This is a genomic window from Tardiphaga robiniae, assembly GCF_001618955.1.
Taxonomy (GTDB): Bacteria; Pseudomonadota; Alphaproteobacteria; order Rhizobiales; family Xanthobacteraceae; genus Tardiphaga; species Tardiphaga robiniae_A.
Genome location: NZ_LVYV01000006.1, coordinates 90,912 through 109,271, shown reverse-complemented (window position 1 = coordinate 109,271; position 18,360 = coordinate 90,912). Strand labels below are relative to the sequence as shown.

10 protein-coding genes are annotated in these 18,360 nt (G+C 63.0%); 5 read left to right on the top strand and 5 right to left on the bottom strand.

Features of this window, described 5'->3' with window-relative positions; all coding sequences use genetic code 11:
* The first annotated feature begins 98 nt into the window (after positions 1-98).
* On the top strand, positions 99-10,826 hold the full coding sequence (locus A4A58_RS10295; protein ID WP_068731567.1) for a filamentous haemagglutinin family protein: 10,728 nt from the start codon (positions 99-101) through the stop codon (positions 10,824-10,826).
* Positions 10,827-11,261: 435 nt separating this feature from the next.
* On the opposite strand, the gene A4A58_RS10290 is transcribed toward A4A58_RS10295, so the two are convergent.
* Complete coding sequence (locus A4A58_RS10290) at positions 11,262-12,029, bottom strand: DUF4145 domain-containing protein (protein ID WP_068731565.1); 768 nt, start codon at positions 12,027-12,029, stop codon at positions 11,262-11,264.
* A gap of 236 nt (positions 12,030-12,265) precedes the next feature.
* On the opposite strand from A4A58_RS10290, the gene A4A58_RS10285 reads away from it, so the two are divergent.
* Positions 12,266-13,393: a serine hydrolase domain-containing protein gene (locus tag A4A58_RS10285; protein WP_068731563.1), complete on the top strand. Its 1,128-nt coding sequence runs from the start codon at positions 12,266-12,268 to the stop codon at positions 13,391-13,393.
* A gap of 6 nt (positions 13,394-13,399) precedes the next feature.
* Here A4A58_RS10285 and A4A58_RS10280 read toward each other — a convergent pair whose 3' ends face one another.
* On the bottom strand, positions 13,400-13,768 hold the full coding sequence (locus A4A58_RS10280; RefSeq protein WP_068731561.1) for a hypothetical protein: 369 nt from the start codon (positions 13,766-13,768) through the stop codon (positions 13,400-13,402).
* Positions 13,769-13,924: 156 nt separating this feature from the next.
* On the opposite strand from A4A58_RS10280, the gene A4A58_RS30770 reads away from it, so the two are divergent.
* Positions 13,925-14,092: a hypothetical protein gene (locus tag A4A58_RS30770; RefSeq protein WP_158005669.1), complete on the top strand. Its 168-nt coding sequence runs from the start codon at positions 13,925-13,927 to the stop codon at positions 14,090-14,092.
* 30 nt (positions 14,093-14,122) lie between these two features.
* On the opposite strand, the gene A4A58_RS10275 is transcribed toward A4A58_RS30770, so the two are convergent.
* Positions 14,123-14,737 carry a hypothetical protein gene (locus A4A58_RS10275; RefSeq protein WP_068731559.1) on the bottom strand — a complete coding sequence of 205 codons (615 nt, stop codon included), beginning with the start codon at positions 14,735-14,737 and terminating at the stop codon, positions 14,123-14,125.
* Between the two features lie 265 nt (positions 14,738-15,002).
* Here A4A58_RS10275 and A4A58_RS10270 point away from each other — a divergent pair, with 265 nt between their 5' ends.
* On the top strand, positions 15,003-15,236 hold the full coding sequence (locus tag A4A58_RS10270) for a hypothetical protein (protein WP_068731557.1): 234 nt from the start codon (positions 15,003-15,005) through the stop codon (positions 15,234-15,236).
* A gap of 117 nt (positions 15,237-15,353) precedes the next feature.
* On the opposite strand, the gene A4A58_RS10265 is transcribed toward A4A58_RS10270, so the two are convergent.
* Both A4A58_RS10265 and A4A58_RS10260 read right to left on the bottom strand, forming a co-directional pair.
* Entirely contained in the window at positions 15,354-16,082 is a 729-nt protein-coding gene (locus A4A58_RS10265) for a YkgJ family cysteine cluster protein (RefSeq protein ID WP_068731555.1), read from the bottom strand.
* 85 nt (positions 16,083-16,167) lie between these two features.
* On the bottom strand, positions 16,168-16,839 hold the full coding sequence (locus A4A58_RS10260) for a TetR/AcrR family transcriptional regulator (RefSeq protein ID WP_068731633.1): 672 nt from the start codon (positions 16,837-16,839) through the stop codon (positions 16,168-16,170).
* Between the two features lie 269 nt (positions 16,840-17,108).
* Here A4A58_RS10260 and A4A58_RS10255 point away from each other — a divergent pair, with 269 nt between their 5' ends.
* On the top strand, positions 17,109-18,344 hold the full coding sequence (locus A4A58_RS10255) for an acyl-CoA dehydrogenase family protein (protein WP_068731553.1): 1,236 nt from the start codon (positions 17,109-17,111) through the stop codon (positions 18,342-18,344).
* Positions 18,345-18,360: the final 16 nt, after the last annotated feature.

Below are 18,360 nucleotides of genomic sequence, written 5' to 3'. Positions count from 1 at the left end.
GTTGTTCGGTCGTCGTCGGTGCCATTCATCCCGGGCTTAGAAGTGTCGCGAAATGGCGATGCTGCCGGTTTGTAATCCGTTATCGAGAAGGCGCCAGCATGTCAGTCCAGCACACGCGTCCGAAGCAGGCGTATCGCGGTCTCGGGCATAGCGCTTTGTTGGCTGGGGCCAGCGTGGTCGCACTGCTGGCCACGTCGTTTGGCGGAGCGGATGCGCGCAGTCTCGGCGGCGGCAGTTCGAGTGTAGCGCCGACGTCGGCGGTCAATGTCGCGACAGAGGCGGCTCAGGCGCGGGCGCAGCAAGCCGCGCAAATCGGATCGCAGGCGATGATCCGTGCAGCGAGCGCCATGCAGACCATGCGCAACCTGCAGCAAGCGGCGCGTGCGGCGGCGATGGCGACCGCAACAGGTGTGCCGAACGGGCTTGTGCCGGGCGGTCTCGTCGTCGCGCCCGGTGCAACGTCGGGCAGGACCGATGGCGGTGCGGGCCTGTGGCAGGGCGCCAACCTGCCGACGCAAACCACATCGGGCGGACGAACCGAGGTCGTGGTCAAGCAGAACGAAGCCAAGGCGATCCTCACCTGGGACAAGTTCAACGTCGGCCGCGAGACCGACCTGCGCTTCGACCAGAGCGCCAGCGGTGCGAATTCCGCAAGCTGGATCGCGCTCAATCGCGTGCTGGATTCTTCCGCTGCGCCGAGCCGGATTCTCGGTACCATCAAGGCCGAGGGACAGGTCTATGTCATCAACCGCAACGGCATCGTGTTCGGCGGTTCGAGTCAGGTCAACGTCCACACTCTGGTGGCGTCGTCGCTGAACCTCAGTAACGCGCAGTTCATGGCAGGCATCAACACAGTCATTGCCCGTTACAATAACAATAACTCCACAATCGTATTGCAGACCTTCGGCGATATTCCCGCAAGCGTGGAACCCACGGCAGCTCCTATCGTGTATGGACGGACGCCGGGCGACGTCACGGTCGAAGCCGGTGCGCTGATCGAGAGCCAGGTCGGCGGTAAGGCCATGATGTTTGCGCCGCATGTCATCAATGCCGGCACCATCCGGACGCCGAATGGCCAGACGCTGCTCGCCGCCGGCGAAAATGCGTGGCTGTTCGACCCGTTTACTTTCGATGCGACCAGCGCCGTTCGCGGTCTGGATGTCACGACATCGTCGCCAATGCGCTTCTCCATGAACTACAGCGACTTCGATGGGACCTATGCGCTACCCGCGGTGAGGTTGATTTATGCGTCCGCGATCGCCGAAATGGACGCCCGTGCCGCCGACATAGGCTACAGTATCTTGAACAGCGGCGTGGTCGAGGCCGCGCGTGGCAACATCACGATGGTGGCTCGTAACGTCGCCCAGAACGGGGGCGCGTTTGCCTCGACGGCGCTGAACAACCAGGATGGCTCAATCATTCTGCACGGCTGGAGCCAGGGCTTCGTCGGACATAACGGCGATAGCTATGCCCTGAATCGCTGGCGAGCCGGCACGCTGACACTGGGATCGGACAGCGTCACGACCGTGGTGCCGGACTTGACCGACACCAGCGCCATAGAGCTTTCGGCCGTCGATACGCGTTACCGCGCCGGCAGCATCGATCTACGCGGCAACCTGATCGACATCAAAGCGGGTGCCACTGTAGTGGCGCCGTCGGGCACCATTTCGGCGATCGCGAGCAAGATACCCAATATCGCCGTCGAACCGCTCGACGGAGAAAAGTCCATCGCCGATGGCAGCCGACTTTACATTGGCGAAGGGGCGTTGTTGAGCGTCGCTGGCCTGCGCGATGTGTTGTTGACGATGGAAAGCAACACGGTGAAGGCCGAGCTGCGGATCAACGAATTGCGCGACAGCGTACTCTATATCGACTCCTGGCTGCGTGGCGCGACCATCTACGTCGACAAGCGCGTCGAAGGTACATTCGTCGATGGGCCGATGGCCGGCGTGAACTGGATCCAGAACAAGGACGGCAGCTACAAGATCGGTAGTTGGAAAGGCACGCCGATCGGCGATGTCAGCGGCTGGATCGGCACAGGCTCGACCAATCTCGCTGAACTATCGACCGTTGGCGGCAGGATCAACCTGAAATCGAGCGGTGACATCGTTGTCCGCGCCGGCGCGATGCTCGACATCGCCGGTGGCTCGGTTCGTTACGCCGACGGTTACATCACCACGACCAAACTGCTCGGGGCCGACGGCCGAATCTACGATATCGGGGCGGCAATGCCCGACCGGCAGTATGTCGGCCTGGCAGGCGGGTTCTCGCGCTATCACGCACGGATCAACGTCACCGAAACCTGGAGTTCGATTTTCGACCGGCACAACGGCAGACGGTTCGAACAGGGCTATTCGGAAGGCCGCAACGCGGGCAGCATTTACATCTACAACGGTGCGGGCTTTGCCATGGAGGGCGAACTCGACGGCCACGTCATTACCGGCGAACGGCAGGCGGCCGGCGGTAAGGCCGCGGCAGGCGGCCTTTTGCAGATCGGTGGCGGGAGTCCGACAAAGGACAATCCGTGGCTGACGTCGAACGTGATCGTCACACGATCGCCCGTTCACCTCGCGGGTGACTTCGATGTCAATTCCATGCTGCCAACGGCCTATTTCGATTCTACGACGCCACTGCCATTGGCTAGCCGTGCCAAGACCGTTTGGCTCGATTCCGGAATGCTCAACCGGTCGGGGATGGGAAAATTCAACTTGTTCTTCGACAGGTCGTTCGTGCAGGAAGCGGGCGCCGACCTTGATCTGTCGCCGGGTGCCGAATTGAACATCAGCACGATCGGATCTCCCTCGACGGGGAGTCTTGGTACGATTGCGATCAACGGCAACATTCGTATCGCCGGCGGCAAGATCAGACTGTTTGCGGACGACAACGTCGTGATCGGCGATCGCGTAACGCTGGACGTGTCCGGCCAGTGGATCAACGAATACAGTAACGGCGCGGCGACACTCGCACCGAAGATCAACGGTGGCGAGATCCAGATCCAGATCGACCCCAATGCGACGATTCTCGGATTTGACGGCAAGGTCAGTATCGCCAAGACGGCGCTGCTGGATGTCTCCGGCGGCGGCTGGCTCAAAAAACTTGGCAGCAAGCAGAAGCTGCAGTTTGGCGATGCCGGTGCCATTGCGCTGGGCAACCTTGCCACCAGCGTGGCGGATATCGATCTGCGTGCTTTCGCCGCCGGATCGGGCGGTTCGTTTACGATCAGCGCCGCGGGCAGTGTCCAGATCGGCGGGATCGTGCCGCCGGATCCGGCGATCAGCTATCTGCCAGCGACATTGCTGGCCGAACGCGGCTTCCGGTCGGTGCGGATCGAAGCGCAGGACAACGTCACCTTCGCCGAAGGTGCGGCGATCAGTCAGATCCCGGTCAACATCGATCTCGGCACCGATTTCGTCTCGGTGCCTTCCGGAACGAAGCTGGCGGATATCGGACGGATTCGCGTGCTCGACCTGCCGGAGCGCCTGGCGCGTAAATCCGCTTCGCTGACCGTCACGGCACCCAGGGTCATCACGGTTGGAACAGGAACGACGCTGACGACCGACGTCGAAGGCAGCATCACCCTTGCTGAAAACACCACTGCAGCCGTTCCTGTTGCCAGCGGCACGGTAGTCGTCAATGGTCACATCGATGCGCCGGCAGGCACCATTTCGATTTCCGCTACGACGCTACGCGTTGCGCCCGATGCACAGTTTACTGCGCGAGGTCTCGCCGCCATTGCGCCGGACTTCAAGACCGGTTTGCTCGGCGGAAGTGTGCTCAACGGTGGCGCCATCCGTCTGACGGGCGCGATGAATTTGGCATCTGGCGTACTGATTGACGTGTCGGGGGCCAGTGGCGTAATCGACGATCCGTTGTACCGCCGCGGCGGCCACGCGACGATTTCGTTGGCCAGCGATGGCGGCGAGATTTCGTTGCAGGGTGGAACTCTCGCTCCGTCGTCGATCGAGGCCAGCCTGCAGGCCAGAGCGGGCGGTCCGGGTGCGGCTGGCGGCCGACTACGCATCTACAATCCGTCGTTGGCCGGCGCCGGCAACGTGCCGTCGTCGAACCTGTTCGACGCGATCAGTCTGATCGGTGCGAACGGCACGAACGTGACGGCATCGATCGGTGCGATCAACGGTGGCGGCTTCTCCGCTATCAATCTCTCCACAATGTTGGGCCTGATGATCGGCAACGGCGCCGTGATGGATGTGCCGACTGCGGCGGTCACGGTATTTGGAACGATCATTGCCGCCAATCCGGTTGCCAGCGGCGAAATTCGTGCCGGTATGCTGTCGCTGAATGGCGGCCTGAGCGCCACCAGCGCCGCGGCAGGGACCGGCTCACTTGTGCTGAGAGCAGGCGTTATCGATGCCACGCTCGCGGTGGTGCGCGGCTATGCCTCGACGATGTTGATCGCCGGCGACCTGCGCTTGCGCACGCCGGAGGTCACTGTGAGAGGCGAGACCCTGACGGGGGTGAGCGCGCTACTGGATATGGTCGGTACGCTGACGCTGCAGGCCGGGCAAATCTATCCGACAACACAGACCACGGCGACTGTCACTGCCACCGACAGGATCCTCGTCCGCGCCAACGGCGCTCCAACGGCGGCACTGTCGGCTGGCGGCAACCTGACGATCAAGGCGCCGGACATCGATATCGGCGGTACCGTCCGGGTGCCGTTCGGCTCGCTGACATTGTCCGCGTCCAATTCGGTCACGCTTGGGGCCGGTGCCGTGGTCTCGGTGTCTGGCGACGGAATGGACCTGCCTTATGGTGTGCTGCTCAACCGTGAGAACTGGGCCGTGCAGATCAGCAGCGCGGGCAATCCGCCGACCGTCCTTACGGCGCTGCCGGAAAAGAAGATCATGCTCGACGCGCCGTCGGTAAACGTCGCGGCGGGATCGACCATCGACATCCGCGGCGGCGGCAATCTGCACGCGTCGGAATTCGTGGTCGGCAGCGGCGGTTCGCATGACATCCTGGCTATGCCCAACACCTATGCCATCATGCCGGCCTTCGCGTCGGCAACGGCGCCCGCGGGCACCGTCGGCAGCGGCGTGTGGCTGGCCGGCGGCAATGGTCTGGCAGCCGGGTGGTACAACCTGATGCCGGCGAAATATGCGCTGATGCCGGGGGCGTTCGCGGTCCAGATGGTCGCGGGCAGCGCCGGAAAATCGATCCCAACATCGACCAGGCTGCCCGATGGCACGCTTCTGATGTCCGGCCGGTCCGGCAATGCGGTGAGCGGGGCGTCTGATGTTCAGGCCTCGAACTGGCGGGTGATGAGCGGCAGCGTGGTTCGCGCCTACAGCGAATACAACGAAGCCAGCGCCAACACGTTCTTTGCGTCGGAAACCTTCCGGACGACGCAATATCGCCTGTCGGCGCTCACCCCGGCCATTCCTGACCGCCCAATGGACGGTGGTTCGGTGGTCTTCAAGGCCCGCCGGGATCTGACGCTGGACGGGCAGCTTCTGTCGCAAGCGGCCGATGGCGGTCGCGGCGGCCTCGTCGATATCTTTGCGACCAACATCGCCGTGGTCGGTGCCGGACAGGATCGCTCGGGCCTTGCCGGCTATCTGATCATCGACTCGGCGCGGCTCAGCAGCTTTGGCGCAGCCAGCCTGTTGCTCGGCGGCACCCGTAGCAATTCCATCAACGGCGTTGCGCTGACCGTTGGCGCGGGCAACATTATCATCCGCAACGACGCCGGCAGCGCGCTGACCAGCCCCGAGATCATCCTCGCCGCCACCGACACCATTGTGATCGCGGACGGCAGCGTGCTGCGCGCCCAGGGTGCATCCAGCAGCAACGACAGCGATCTCACCATCGTACCGCAGGTTGCAACCCCGGCGCGCGACTATGGCGCACTGATCCGGCTGTCCAACGGCGGTGCGGTCAACGTGCTGCGGAGTAACGTCGATCGGACCGCAACAGGCACCGTCACCATCGGCGCCGGGGCGGTGATCGATGGCGGCAATGCCCTGACGGTCGATGCCACCCGCAACACCACGCTGTCCGGCTCCGCGCTCGTCCTGGCCAAGGACATCACGCTGTCCGGCAGCAGAATCGGATTCGGCGGCGGCACTGGTCTTGTCTTCGATGCCAATGGCCTGGCGCAGTTCAATCGCGCCGAGAATCTGACATTGCGCAGCTACACGAGCATCGATTTCTACACCGGGATCGATTTCGGCGCCTCAGGCCTGCGATCCGTCACGCTGGATGCCGCCGCGCTGGTCGGGCGCAGCGCCAATTCGGTTGCACTTAACGGCGACATCGTGGTGCTGCGTAATTCCAGCAGCAGTTTCGTCGATCCGCTGGTGCCCGAACAGGGCACGCTGGCGCTCAGCGCCAACCGGCTGGTGCTCGGCAGCGGCGCCAAGAATTTCCGCGGCTTCGCCACCGTGGCGCTGACGGGACGCAGCAGCATCAGCGGCCAAGGCGTCGGCAGCCTCAATGCCGGTACTGCGACCGTCAGCCTCTCCGCGCCTCTCATCACCGGGCAGAAGGGCGCCAACCAGTCGATCGCGACAGGCGGCAGCCTCGTCGTCGCCGGCGCGGATGCCGTGGTGGCGCGCGACGTGGACAGCCTCGGTTCGCGCTGGGCGTTCAGCGGCGGCCGCATCGACTTCGGCGGCCGCGTCGATGCCATCGGCGGCATCGTCTCGCTGAGCGCGACGTCGGGCGACGTCAACATCCTCGATGGCGCGATGATCGATGTCGGCGGCTTCATCAAGACGTTCAACGACGTCACGGCCTCCGCCAATGCCGGCACCATCAACCTGGCTTCGGCCGGCGGCAGCGTGATCGCCCATGCCGGCTCGGTTCTCAAACTGGCCGCGGCGACCGGCGGCGATGCAGGCACCCTTGCGGTGACATCGGGGGGCGGAACTGTCGTGCTCGGCGGCATCGTCCATGCGCAGGCGGATGCGGGCAAAGGCGGGTCATTTGCGCTCGACGTCGGCACGCTCACCAACTTCGCAGGCCTGGCGCAGCAGCTGGAAGCTTCCGGCTTCACGCGCTCGCAATCATTCCGTGTCCGCGCGGGCAATGTCGTGCTTGATGGCAGCAGCCGGGCAGAAAGCTTTTCGCTTAGCGCCGATGCCGGCCTTGTCACCATCACCGGCAGCGTCGATGCCAGCGCCGCCTATGGCGGCAGCATCGCGATCGCCGGCGGCAACGGGCTGACGATGCTGGCCGGATCGAGCCTGACCGCGCGTTCGACCACGACGCTCGGCAGCGGCCGGGTGGTGCTCGAGGCCGGCAACGGCACGCTGGACGTCCGCGGCGGTAGCATCGACGTCTCTGGTGGCGAGGGCGGCAAGGTGCGCTTCCGCGCCTTGCAAAAGTCAGCTCATACCGATGTCATGGTGAGCAATCTGGCGGCGGTCATCAGCGGCGCGCGCTCGGCAGTGCTGGAAGGCGTCGCCGTCTACACCAGCACCGACGGGAGGGTCGAATCCCAGTTGCTGCCCGGCGCCCCCGGCATCCCAGGCGCCATCGTCGATGCCGGCGCATTCATGGCGGCAGCGCCCGGCATCGCAGCGCGGATTGTCCCGGGCATCGACGTGATGGCCGGCATCGAGATCCGCAGCGCCGACGATCTGTCGCTGACCTCCGACATCGATCTTGCCAATACGTTCGCGGCCCGTGAAGGCGGCCTGACGCTGCGCGCCGCCGGCAACCTGAACATTCTCGGCAACATCAGCGACGGCTTCAGCAACGCCACCCGCACCGGCGCACTGCTGGATCAGGCTTCCTGGGACATCCGGCTGGTCGCCGGCGCGGATCTCGGCGCGGCTAGTGCGCTGACGGTGAAGCCGCAGGCAAGCCTCGCGGCCAATAGCGGCTCGCTGACCGTCGGCACCGCTGCGGCCGGCTATCAGGTGCGCACCGGCACGGGCGATATCGCGGTGCGCGCCGGCCGCGACATCAACCTCGCGCACTATCAGTCGGTGATCTACACCGCTGGCCGCAAGGACAATGTCGGCTATGCGGGCTTCAGCGCGCCGGGCGCTGCGGTCTACGGCGTGCTCGGCGGCCATCTCGACATCGCCGCCAACGGCAGCATCAGCTCGGTGCTGCCGACGGTCATGACCAACAACATGGTCATCAGCGACTGGCTCAAGAAGGAGGGCAATGTCGGAGCAAACCTGCGCTTCACGCAGCAATCGCAATCGACCTGGTGGGTCGATCACGGCGCCTTCACCCAGGGCATAGGCGTGCTCGGCGGCGGCAACGTCAACGTCAAGGCCGGAAGCAATCTCGATAACCTGATGGTGGCGCTGGCCACCACGGGACGCGTCACCGGCGGCGTCACGGCCGACGACGGCGTGGTGCGGATCGACAATGGCGGTGCGATGAACGTCGTCGCCGGCGGCGCCATCAAGGCTGGCTACTACTATGTCGCGCGGGGGACGGGGAGTATCGATGCCGACACCTTCGCTATCGGACGTCAGGTCCTGTCAATCATCACCAGCCCCGCCTCGCGGACGACTTACGACATCGCGCCGGTGTTGGCGCTCGGCGACGCGCGTCTCGACGTTCGCACCGCGGGGGAGCTGCGTCTGCAGACGGTGATGGATCCGCTGATGGCCTTCGATCGGAAAAAGGGCGCCAATGCTCAGGCCCTGATGGTCGGCGAAACCGGCGACAGTCGTCTGAACCTGACCTCGTTGGGGGGCGACGTTACGCTGGTCAACCAGATTAACTATCTGTCACAGGATGTGACTTCCGCAAGGGCAACTACGCCCAACGTCCTTGCCTTTCTGAACCAGTTTTCCGGCAATCTATATCCGGCGCAGACCCGGATTGCGTCGCTGAATGGTTCGATCAGCAATCTCGGCCGCATTGCAACATTGCCCGGCGCCACCTCCGACCTGACGATGCTGGCGTCGCAGGATATCACCGCTGGCATGATCGTGATGGCCCGCGCTACGCCCGGAATGTTGCCGTCCTATCTGCGCCCGTTTGGCGGGGCCACGCTGCAGCTCAACACCAACACGCGGTTCTCCGAGACGCGGTTTCTTGACATCCTGCGCAATCCGATTGATCCGCTGGTCGATTTTGGTGGCAGCAATGCGTATTTTCGTAGCATCAATAATCCAGACGTCCTGACCAATGCCGGCGACATGGAGCCGAGCCGGTTCTATGCGCTGAATGGAAACATCCTCCGCGGCGCCGGACGCATCCTGGCCGGCGAGGTTGTCAAGACCGAGAACACCATCACCACCAACGAGCAAGTCTGGATGTCGGCTGACAAGGATATCCGCGACCTCAACCTGAACCTGCGCAATCTGCGTTCCACCGACGTGTCGTGGTTGAATGCCGGCAATGACTACATCCACCACAACATCAGACCGCAGGATCCAAGCATCGTTCCTGCGATCGTCGTCCAGGGGCCGGGCTCGCTCCTGCTGACCAGCGGACGTGATATATATGGCGATGCGCTGGCGATCCGAAGCGACGGCAACCGTCTGTATGACGCGACCACCAACGAGGTGCGGCCGAACACCACAATCAACGGCTTGTCCAAGACCGGCGCCTCAATCGAAATGATTGCGGGCCTCGACGGCAAGCAGCCGGATTACGCTTCCATGGCAAAGACCTATCTAGATCCAACGCAGACGATGCCTGCTTATCTCACCACGATGGTTGGCGGTCAGGTGCTGCCGCTGTATTTTACGGACGACAGTCGGCCCGCCCTCGGCGGCGACAAGCAGACTCGCTATGGCCTAGTTTCCTTCGTCCTCGACATGACCGGTACGACGCTCTCGCCAATTGACGCTTGGGCGGCGTTCAAGGCGATGCCGGCGCTAACGCAGCAGCGCTTCCTGCGCCAGGTCTACATGCAGGAGCTTCGAGAAGCCGGCCGCGACCAGACCGCCGGCGGCGCGACCGGCGGCTACAGGCGCGGCTATGCCGCAATCGCCACGCTGTTCCCCGGCGACGGCTGGAAGGGCAATGTCGAGAGCGACAACGCCATGTTCCGCACCATGTCGGGCGGCAATATCGAGGTGATGACGCCGGGCGGCGGGCTGCAGATCGCCGCGCTGAACCAGGTGGTCCAGCCGGGCTTCGGCCTGATCACGCTGGGCTACGGCAAGATCGACATCTTCGCGAAACGGAGCGTGGTCGTGAACCGCTCCCGCGCGCTGACCTTCAGCGGCGGTGACGTCACGATCTGGGCCACGCTCGGGGATATTGATGCCGGCCGCGGCGCCAAGACGACGCGCGTCGGAACGCCGCCGCAGATCGTCACCGACAAGGATGCAGTCACGCGACTGGTTGAAAAGTCAGGGATCAGCGGCGCCGGCATCGGCACCGTGATCGGCTATGCCGGCGTCGAGCCCGGCGATCTCGATCTGATCGCGCCGGATGGCACGGTCGATTTCAATGACGCTGGCGGCAGGGCCTCGGGAAATCTGTACGTCGCCGCACGCGAGGTGCGGAACTTTGATAACATCAAGGTCGATGGCGACAAAAACGGCGTGCCGAAGACGGAAGCTCCACCGGTCATTACGATGCCGGACACAAAGGACAAGGCCGCCGCCGATGCCGTCAAGGACGCCGGCCAGCAGACCGCAACGGCCCAACCGTCGGTGATCATCGTCGAGGTGCTGGGTTACGGTGGCGGTGTCGGCGATGCCGATAGAAGCCCATCCGACGCGGAAAAGGCCAGGAAGGAAGAGGAGGAGAGGCGCCGCAAGCGAAGCGATGTCCGCGGCTATGATGCCAACAGCCCAAATCAAGTTCTTGGGCTGGGTCCATTGACGGACAGCCAGGTTGCGGAGCTAGCCGCAGAGAAGCGCCGCCAACGCCCTTGATGAGGGCCGGGCAGATCGGCCTGTGTGGTTTCTAACGGCTCATCTTCCTCAACGATCCGGTGAGCCGGATCCGCTCCTGGGACGTTAAGCAGACACTCGGCCGCGGATTGATGTGCTCGCTTGCCTGCCTTTGAATTAAGTGATCGAGTAAGAATGTTTGACGTGCCGATCACAGACATCGTGCAAGGTGCACCGGATAAGCTAACGCAGCTTCGTGCGCAGGAAAAGTCTGTGACTTTTCGGGCGGTTCTGGCCTGACATCTAATTGTTATACTCGTCACATAGGTACGTGCTTGGCACGTCACGTGCCCTTCAATGTGAGGATGGGGTCAAATGCCCGCGCCATGGGTTGCGCATGTGGGCGTTGCGCTTCGTCTTGCGGTAGGTGTTGCTCCAGATGCTGACGCCAAACGGCAAGCTCGTGGTCGATATCGATCAAGCGCTCGGTATTGATTTATCGACTGGCGATTTCTCTCGTGGTTTTCTCGCTGGCACAGTTTCTTTCAGCGCCGCAGTTCTTTCGTCCAACTTTCTCTTGAGAGCAGGGGCAACAAAAGCGCTGTGAATAAAATGTTCGAGTAGATCGACCATTGTTGAGAGATTGTTTGCATCGGGAAGCCATCCACGATGGATGGAAGCGCTTCCCGCTTCGGTCAGAGTTTCCAAGCTGTCGCGGTCTAGGCTACTAATTCGGTTGGTGGCCACCAAGGCATCCAGCTTTTGCTTGAACGAAAGGCGTGAGTCCACTTCAAGCAATTCAGATGCGATATCAAAAGCGGTTCGCACTCCCGCCGCAGCCAAGCGTGTCAGGTCATTTTCGAGGGCGACATATAGTTTCTGCATCGCGCCGTGGAGGACGTTGTCCTTGTCGCCTGCGAAGCCCATTGGTGAAAACCAATCGGGCTGCTTTCTCTCAAATATGGCTGGCCAATAGGCGATGGTCTCGTCGTAGACCAAAACGTCTTGCTGAGTCGCGGAATCCCACTGATGGTCATAGTCTTCAGAGAAGATTTTGACCGTATGGCAAAACATGTGGTCACATCCGCGACATTGAAGAATGTACCAGCTGGTTCTACCCCAGACCATGCCGCCCGCATCGTCCCAGCTTTCGTCTGCATGGCCACGGATTTCACAGTTCCGTATTCCCGCACAAATTGCGCACATCGCTTTCATGATGGTCGATGGCTGAGTCGTCTCGCTCATTGGACTGCCGTGCCTGAATTGCGTAAGTGGTTTTCGGCTAAGTGGTTGAAGCCGTAAGAGTGAGTATAGTACAATAAATTGCAATGATGGTAGCGGGCCTCGACTTCGAAGCTGAATACGAAGGTTCGACAGCTCCAATCGCAATCCCGAAAATCACGCACGTCTTTACAGGTTGCCGCCACGTCCCATCCAGTCAATAACCTTGGCGTGTTGTCCAAAGCGAGCTTGATATCTCCATGACAGAGTCACGTTATTTTCCGACCAGCGGAAACACTTGGGACAAGGTCGATCCGCGCGAGGCCGGCTATGCGCCGGACAAGCTCGCTGCTGCCGTCGCGTTTGCGCAGGCCAATGAAACGCCGTGGCCGCGAGGCTTCTATTACGACGACGGCCGCTACGCGCCGAATGTGGACTGGAATGAGGTCGGGCCATGGAGCGCTGTGCTGGGGCCGGTGCGTGAGCGCGGCGGCTCCGCGGGCATGGTGCTGCAAAATGGTCGCGTGCTGGCGTCGTGGGGCGAGACCGCGCGGGCGGATATGACCTTCTCCATCGCCAAGAGCTATCTGGCCGTGCTGGCGGGCCTCGCGGTCGATGACGGGCTGATTGGGGATATCGACGAGCCGGTGGCCACGTGCGTGCCCGGGCCGCTATTTGCGGATGCCCATAACGCCAAGGTCACCTGGCGGCATCTGCTGGAGCAGACCAGCGAGTGGCGCGGCGAGCTGTTCGGCAAGCCCGACCAGATCGATCACAACCGTCTGGTCGCGCCGAATGCCGACAACAGCCGCAAGGGCGAGCTGCGCGAGTGGCAAGCGCCGGGCAGCTTCTACGAATATAACGATGTCCGCGTGAACCTGCTGTCGCTCTGCCTGCTGAATCTGTTCAAGCGGCCGCTGCCGGAGGTGCTGCGTGCGCGCATCATGGATCCGATCGGCGCGTCCAAGGACTGGGAGTGGGTCGGCTATGACAATTCCTTTGTCGAGATCGACGGCCAGCGGATGCAGTCGGTGCCGGGCGGCGGCCATTGGGGCGGCGGCATGTTCATCGGCGCGGAGGACCATGCGCGCTTTGGTCTCTTGATGGCGCGCGGCGGCGACTGGAATGGCCAGCGGCTGCTGTCGCAGGCCTGGGTCGATGCGATGTGGGCGCAGTCGTCGCAGCAGCCGAATTACGGTTTCCTGTGGTGGCTGAACCGCGGGCCGCATGCAAACAAGGCCGCGCCGGAGACGGCGGTCTATGCGTTAGGGGCCGGCGGCAACATGATCTGGATCGATCGCGACGCCGAGATGATCGCGGTGACGCGGTGGCTCCCCAGCGCGAAGGCGCCGGAGTTCATCCGTCAGTTGATCGCGGCGCGCATCTAGAACGCGTCATGCCGGCGACGACGCCTGCGCCGCGGCGTCGCTACGGCTGGACAGCCACGAACACAAGCCGGCGGGTATGGCACAGATGAGACCGAGCGCCAGGACCTGTTTGCTCCATCCGAGAAGCAAAGCCATCACCAGCACCGATGCTCCGTAGGTCAGAAGCGTCGTGATGATGACAGCAGAAATGGACGATCTGGCGGCCAGCCAGTCGAGCAAAGCGACGAGAAGCCCGGGCACGATGAAGACGAGATAGATGAGAACCGGCCCTGTGCCACTGTCCTGCGCAGCGCCCGTCAGGATGTAGGTCACGACGTAGAACGCCGCAGTGGCAATGGCGGGAAACAGCACAAGGAAGATCAGAAACCGTTTCATGACATCGTCTCCAGGACCGTTCGGTCGGTCTTGGGTCAGTCCGGGACGGGTTTTCGTTCAACGGACCGAGCGATATCGGTCATCGTCCCAATCGGCACATGCGACCATGCAACGGATTGCGCGTGGTGGCGTTGGCTTGCAAAGGGAGACACCGAGATGAACGGACGCAAGCCAGCGGAGCGGGGACCCAAAGGTCCGGGCGAAAAACCGGACCCGCTTACGATCCTCGGCGATCATCCGCCTCCGGAGGATCAGTTCGGTGGCGGCGACATCTGTTCGCCGGAAGCTGAGCCTCCGACCGACGACGACAAGCCGCTCGACTGATCCCCCGGTGCAATGCGCGCTTCGCGCGGGCTACATCGGCGGCACGACGCCGTTGGTGCCGGCGACCACGTTGCCGGTGGTGAGCGTTCCGTCGTCCGCCTTCTGCGACGGCACGAACACCGTCATGCCGGGCTTGAGGTCACCCTGCGCGGCAGCCGCAAAGGTCACGACCGTGGTGTCGTCCGCGACCGAGATGGTCTTTTCCTTGCCGTGAAAGGTCACCGTGATGTTACGGCCGTCGACGTCCTTGACGGCGTTGGTGACGGTGGCGTTGGTCATGGTGCTGTTCGGCTTCAGATCCCAGGGGTAGCTGCCTTCGCCGGTGCCCTTCATGCCCGCCGGGAAGATCAGGACTTCGAGGGCGCCGTCGCCGCCGCGGGATTTGGGCAGCGAGGCGATGCCGACGAAGTCGCCGGGCTTGATGTCGTTGAGCGAGGCCTTGGCCACGCCGGTGACTTTCCAGTTGTCGTTCAGCTTGATCGCGGTCGAATTGCCCTCGCGGGTTTTGACCGTCAGCTTCGCGCCGTCGACGCTCTCGACCGTGCCGCGCACGCGAACCGTCTCGGCTGCGCTTGCGGCCGGAATGGTGGCTGCACTCAGCAGGGCAATGCCCAGCCCGGTGATTACAGCAGAAAACGCTCTCATATTTCGTCCTTTCACGTAACGCTCTGGCGTGGTGCCGGAAGAGTTACGTTTCGGGATCGCAATGATTACGCGGGGGAGCATCACGTCGCAGTGATCGGGACCACAGGCGCGCTCACGCAGCCTCATTCCGGCGCGAGTGTCGCTTCCATGTGAATGCGGAATGTTCGATGGGCGTCGGCTTTGGATCGGAGCGCCGGAAGTGCTAACGCGCTCACAGGAACAATTTTGCCTTGCGCTGCTTGCTCACGTCGGAGAGGTTCGAACTATGACCATCATGTCAAAGAAGGTTGCCGCACTCGTCCTGGCTGCCGTCGCCGAACTCGCGCTCGCTGACGCGGCATCTGCCCGAGGCGGTGGCAGCAGCTTTATGAACTCGCCGGGCTATCAGCGCCGGCTGCAGGAATCCCGCGGCTACGTGACAAACCAGTCGGGCTCACTCGTGTCGCAGCCTACAGCGTCTGCACCGGTCCAGCCTTCACGCAAATCGCGGCGCCGATAGCCGATGGCGGGGAGGGCGTCAGCCGCTGGATATGAACGTAGAGTCGCGCGACGAAGGGACGGAAATACTCATCGATCATGTCGGCTGTTGGTCGTGAGCGGGGTCGCGCATTAGCCATCACGAACCGGTATGGCGCTTCGCTTCCGGTGCAGGCCCATCGATGGTCCCCATCTCATCCAGCAGCGCCTGTGCCAGTCCCTTCTGCACATCCGGCAGGCCGCGATTGCGTGCGGCCTGCTCAAGCGCAAACGTCGCTTCCATGTGAATGCGGAAATGCGCGGCGTTCTGTTCGACGCCGGTGCCTTCAGGCACGTCGCCGAACACCACGTCGTGGCAGCGCGCCACCGAGCGCGACGTAAAGGCGCGGCAGGTCAGCGGGCGGACCTCATAGACGGTGCAGCGGTTGTCGGTGCCGAGCAGCGCGCAGCGCATGCGAAGTTTCATGACGTCGGCGGCATCGCGCGCCGCAGCCGCGGCGACTTCGAGGCGGGTGCGGAGTGCCGTCTGTTCGTCCGGCGCGAAATGCGCCGCGATATGTTGCGCCATCACCGTCGCCGTGCCGGGTGGCACCTGGACGTAAAGGTGACAGCAGGCGGCGCAGCCGCTGGTGCAGGCATTGCCGGGCTGGTTCGGGATGTTGTCGCGAATGGCTGCGGTGATAGCGTCCGCGATGGCGGTCGCATCGCGCGCGGCATCCGCGATGCTGTCCGCCTGTTCGAAGGCGACGCCATAGGCGGCGCGCAGATTGCCGAAGATGCCTTCATAGCGGCCGGACAGCGAGCGCATCAGCGTGCCCACTTCCGCGATATTGTCCGACACGAAGTCGATGGCGTCCTGTGCGCTCATGATGCGGTCCCGATCCGCTGCCGTCCTACGCCGCGAATCGGCGGGACGTCACGAGCAATCTGAAGCGGGAACCGGGCTTTACCGTTCAGGCGCGCGCTTTCGCTTTGGCAGGTTCCTTCAGCGGGGCCTTGGCGGGTTTCCCCGTCAGCGCCATGACAGCGACCGCAACCACGCGGTCGGTGATCGCCTGCACATCGTTGAGGTCGCACAATCCGTCGGACATGCGCGTCAGGCGTTCGCTGTCGCGGATGGTCTGGTGCGCCATGGCCAGCGCGAAATGCAGCGCCCAGAAGATATCGGCGGGGTCCTGATCGGGCAGGGACCGGCGCATCGCCGCGGCGAAGCGCTTGAGGTGATCGACCTCGCGGTTCTTGATCTTGCGGATCGGCGGCACGGATTCGATCGAGGCGCGGATCATGAAGCGCGCGGCATCCGAGCGCTGCTTCTCCGGACCGAGACAGCCGCGCAGCGTCGGGCCGACGAGGGCGGCAAAGATCGCGTTGATGTCGGCGCGGCCGTCGCCGGCTTCCTCCGCCGCCTTCAATTCGCGCAGGCGCTCGCGATTGGTGGCGAGGCTGCGCGTTACGAACAGTTCGGCGATCAGCTCGTCCTTGCTGCCGAAATGATAATTCACCGCCGCGAGATTGACGTCGGCTGCGGCCACGATGTCGCGCATGGTCACATCCGCAAAGCCGCGTTCGGCATAGAGCCGTTCGGCTGCGGTGATGATCGCCGTCCGTGTGTGGTCTGCTGCCATGCGATCGTCCTGATCAAAACCGTCCTTTTGCAACATGGCCCCATGGAAGCGGCGCGGATCGGGGTCATTGCATTTCAAACGCATGTATGAAACTATCGTTTGAGCGTCGGGAAATGTCAATGTGCGCCTGATGGCATATTGCATCTGCTCAACGCCATCGCCCCCGCGCGGATCTGTGCCGCATCAGCAGAGACAAATTTGCTCTTGCGGTGATCCAGCGACGGGACAACAGTGCCGTCAACAATTCTAAAAAACGCGAGGATCGCCCCATGGATTTCAATATGTCGGACCGCCAGCGCGAATGGCTCGAGCGCGTGTCCTCCTTCATGACCAAGCATGTGCGTCCGGCCGTGCCGATCTATCGTCAGCAGGACGAAGCGGGCGAGCGCTGGAAGGTGATCCCGATCGTCGAGGAATTGAAGAAGAAGGCGAAGGCCGAAGGCCTGTGGAACATGTTCATGCCGCCGTCGTCGCATGAAGACGACGAATTCCACGGTGCGGGACTGAGCAATCTGGAATATGCGCTGCTCGCCGAACAGATGGGCCATATCGGCTGGGCCTCGGAAGTGTTCAACTGCTCGGCGCCTGACACTGGCAATATGGAAGTGTTCATGCGCTACGGCTCGAAAGAGCATAAGCAGAAGTGGCTGAAGCCGCTGATGAACGGCGAGATCCGCTCCGCCTTCCTGATGACCGAGCCGGATGTCGCGTCGTCGGACGCAACCAATATCGAGACCTCGATCAAGCGCGACGGCGACGAATACGTCATCAACGGCACCAAGTGGTGGTCGTCGGGCATGGGCGATCCGCGCTGCGCCGTGATGATCGTGATGGGCAAGACCGATCCGAGCGCGGCGAAGCACCAGCAGCAGTCGCAGATACTGGTGCCGCGCGACGCCAAGGGTGTGACGATCGAGAAGATGCTGCCGGTGTTCGGCTTCGACGATGCACCGCACGGCCATGCGCGGGTGAAGCTGGACAATGTCCGCGTGCCTGCCAGCAACATCCTGCTCGGCGAAGGCCGCGGCTTCGAGATCGCGCAGGGCCGTCTCGGTCCGGGCCGCATCCATCACTGCATGCGCACCATCGGCAAGGCCGAGGAAGCGCTGGAGAAGATGGTGCGCCGTCTGTCGTCGCGCACCGCCTTCGGCAAGAAGATCATCGAATATTCGATCTGGGAGCAGCGCATCGCCGAAGCTCGCACCGATATCGAGATGAACCGTCTGCTCTGCCTCAAGGCCGCCGACATGATGGACAAGGTCGGCAACAAGACCGCCCAGCTCGAAATCGCGATGATCAAGGTCTCCGGCCCGAACATGGCGCTGAAGATCATCGACAATGCGATCCAGGCCTACGGCGCCGCCGGCGTGTCCGACGATGCCGGTCTCGCCCGTGACTATGCGTCGATGCGCACCATGCGTCTCGCCGACGGTCCGGACGAGGTGCACAACCGTGCCATTGCGCGGCTCGAACTGCGCAAGTATGCCAATGAGTCGAAGCACTAAGAAACGCTAAGCGGAG

Excerpts from the sequence above, each read along its gene's own strand:
- A4A58_RS10295 (WP_068731567.1), top strand. The coding sequence starts at position 99 with ATGTCAGTCCAGCACACGCGTCCGAAGCAGGCGTATCGCGGTCTCGGG.
- A4A58_RS10290 (WP_068731565.1), bottom strand. The coding sequence starts at position 12,029 with ATGAGCGAGACGACTCAGCCATCGACCATCATGAAAGCGATGTGCGCA.
- A4A58_RS10285 (WP_068731563.1), top strand. The coding sequence starts at position 12,266 with ATGACAGAGTCACGTTATTTTCCGACCAGCGGAAACACTTGGGACAAG.
- A4A58_RS10280 (WP_068731561.1), bottom strand. The coding sequence starts at position 13,768 with ATGAAACGGTTTCTGATCTTCCTTGTGCTGTTTCCCGCCATTGCCACT.
- A4A58_RS30770 (WP_158005669.1), top strand. The coding sequence starts at position 13,925 with ATGAACGGACGCAAGCCAGCGGAGCGGGGACCCAAAGGTCCGGGCGAA.
- A4A58_RS10275 (WP_068731559.1), bottom strand. The coding sequence starts at position 14,737 with ATGAGAGCGTTTTCTGCTGTAATCACCGGGCTGGGCATTGCCCTGCTG.
- A4A58_RS10270 (WP_068731557.1), top strand. The coding sequence starts at position 15,003 with ATGACCATCATGTCAAAGAAGGTTGCCGCACTCGTCCTGGCTGCCGTC.
- A4A58_RS10265 (WP_068731555.1), bottom strand. The coding sequence starts at position 16,082 with ATGAGCGCACAGGACGCCATCGACTTCGTGTCGGACAATATCGCGGAA.
- A4A58_RS10260 (WP_068731633.1), bottom strand. The coding sequence starts at position 16,839 with ATGGCAGCAGACCACACACGGACGGCGATCATCACCGCAGCCGAACGG.
- A4A58_RS10255 (WP_068731553.1), top strand. The coding sequence starts at position 17,109 with ATGGATTTCAATATGTCGGACCGCCAGCGCGAATGGCTCGAGCGCGTG.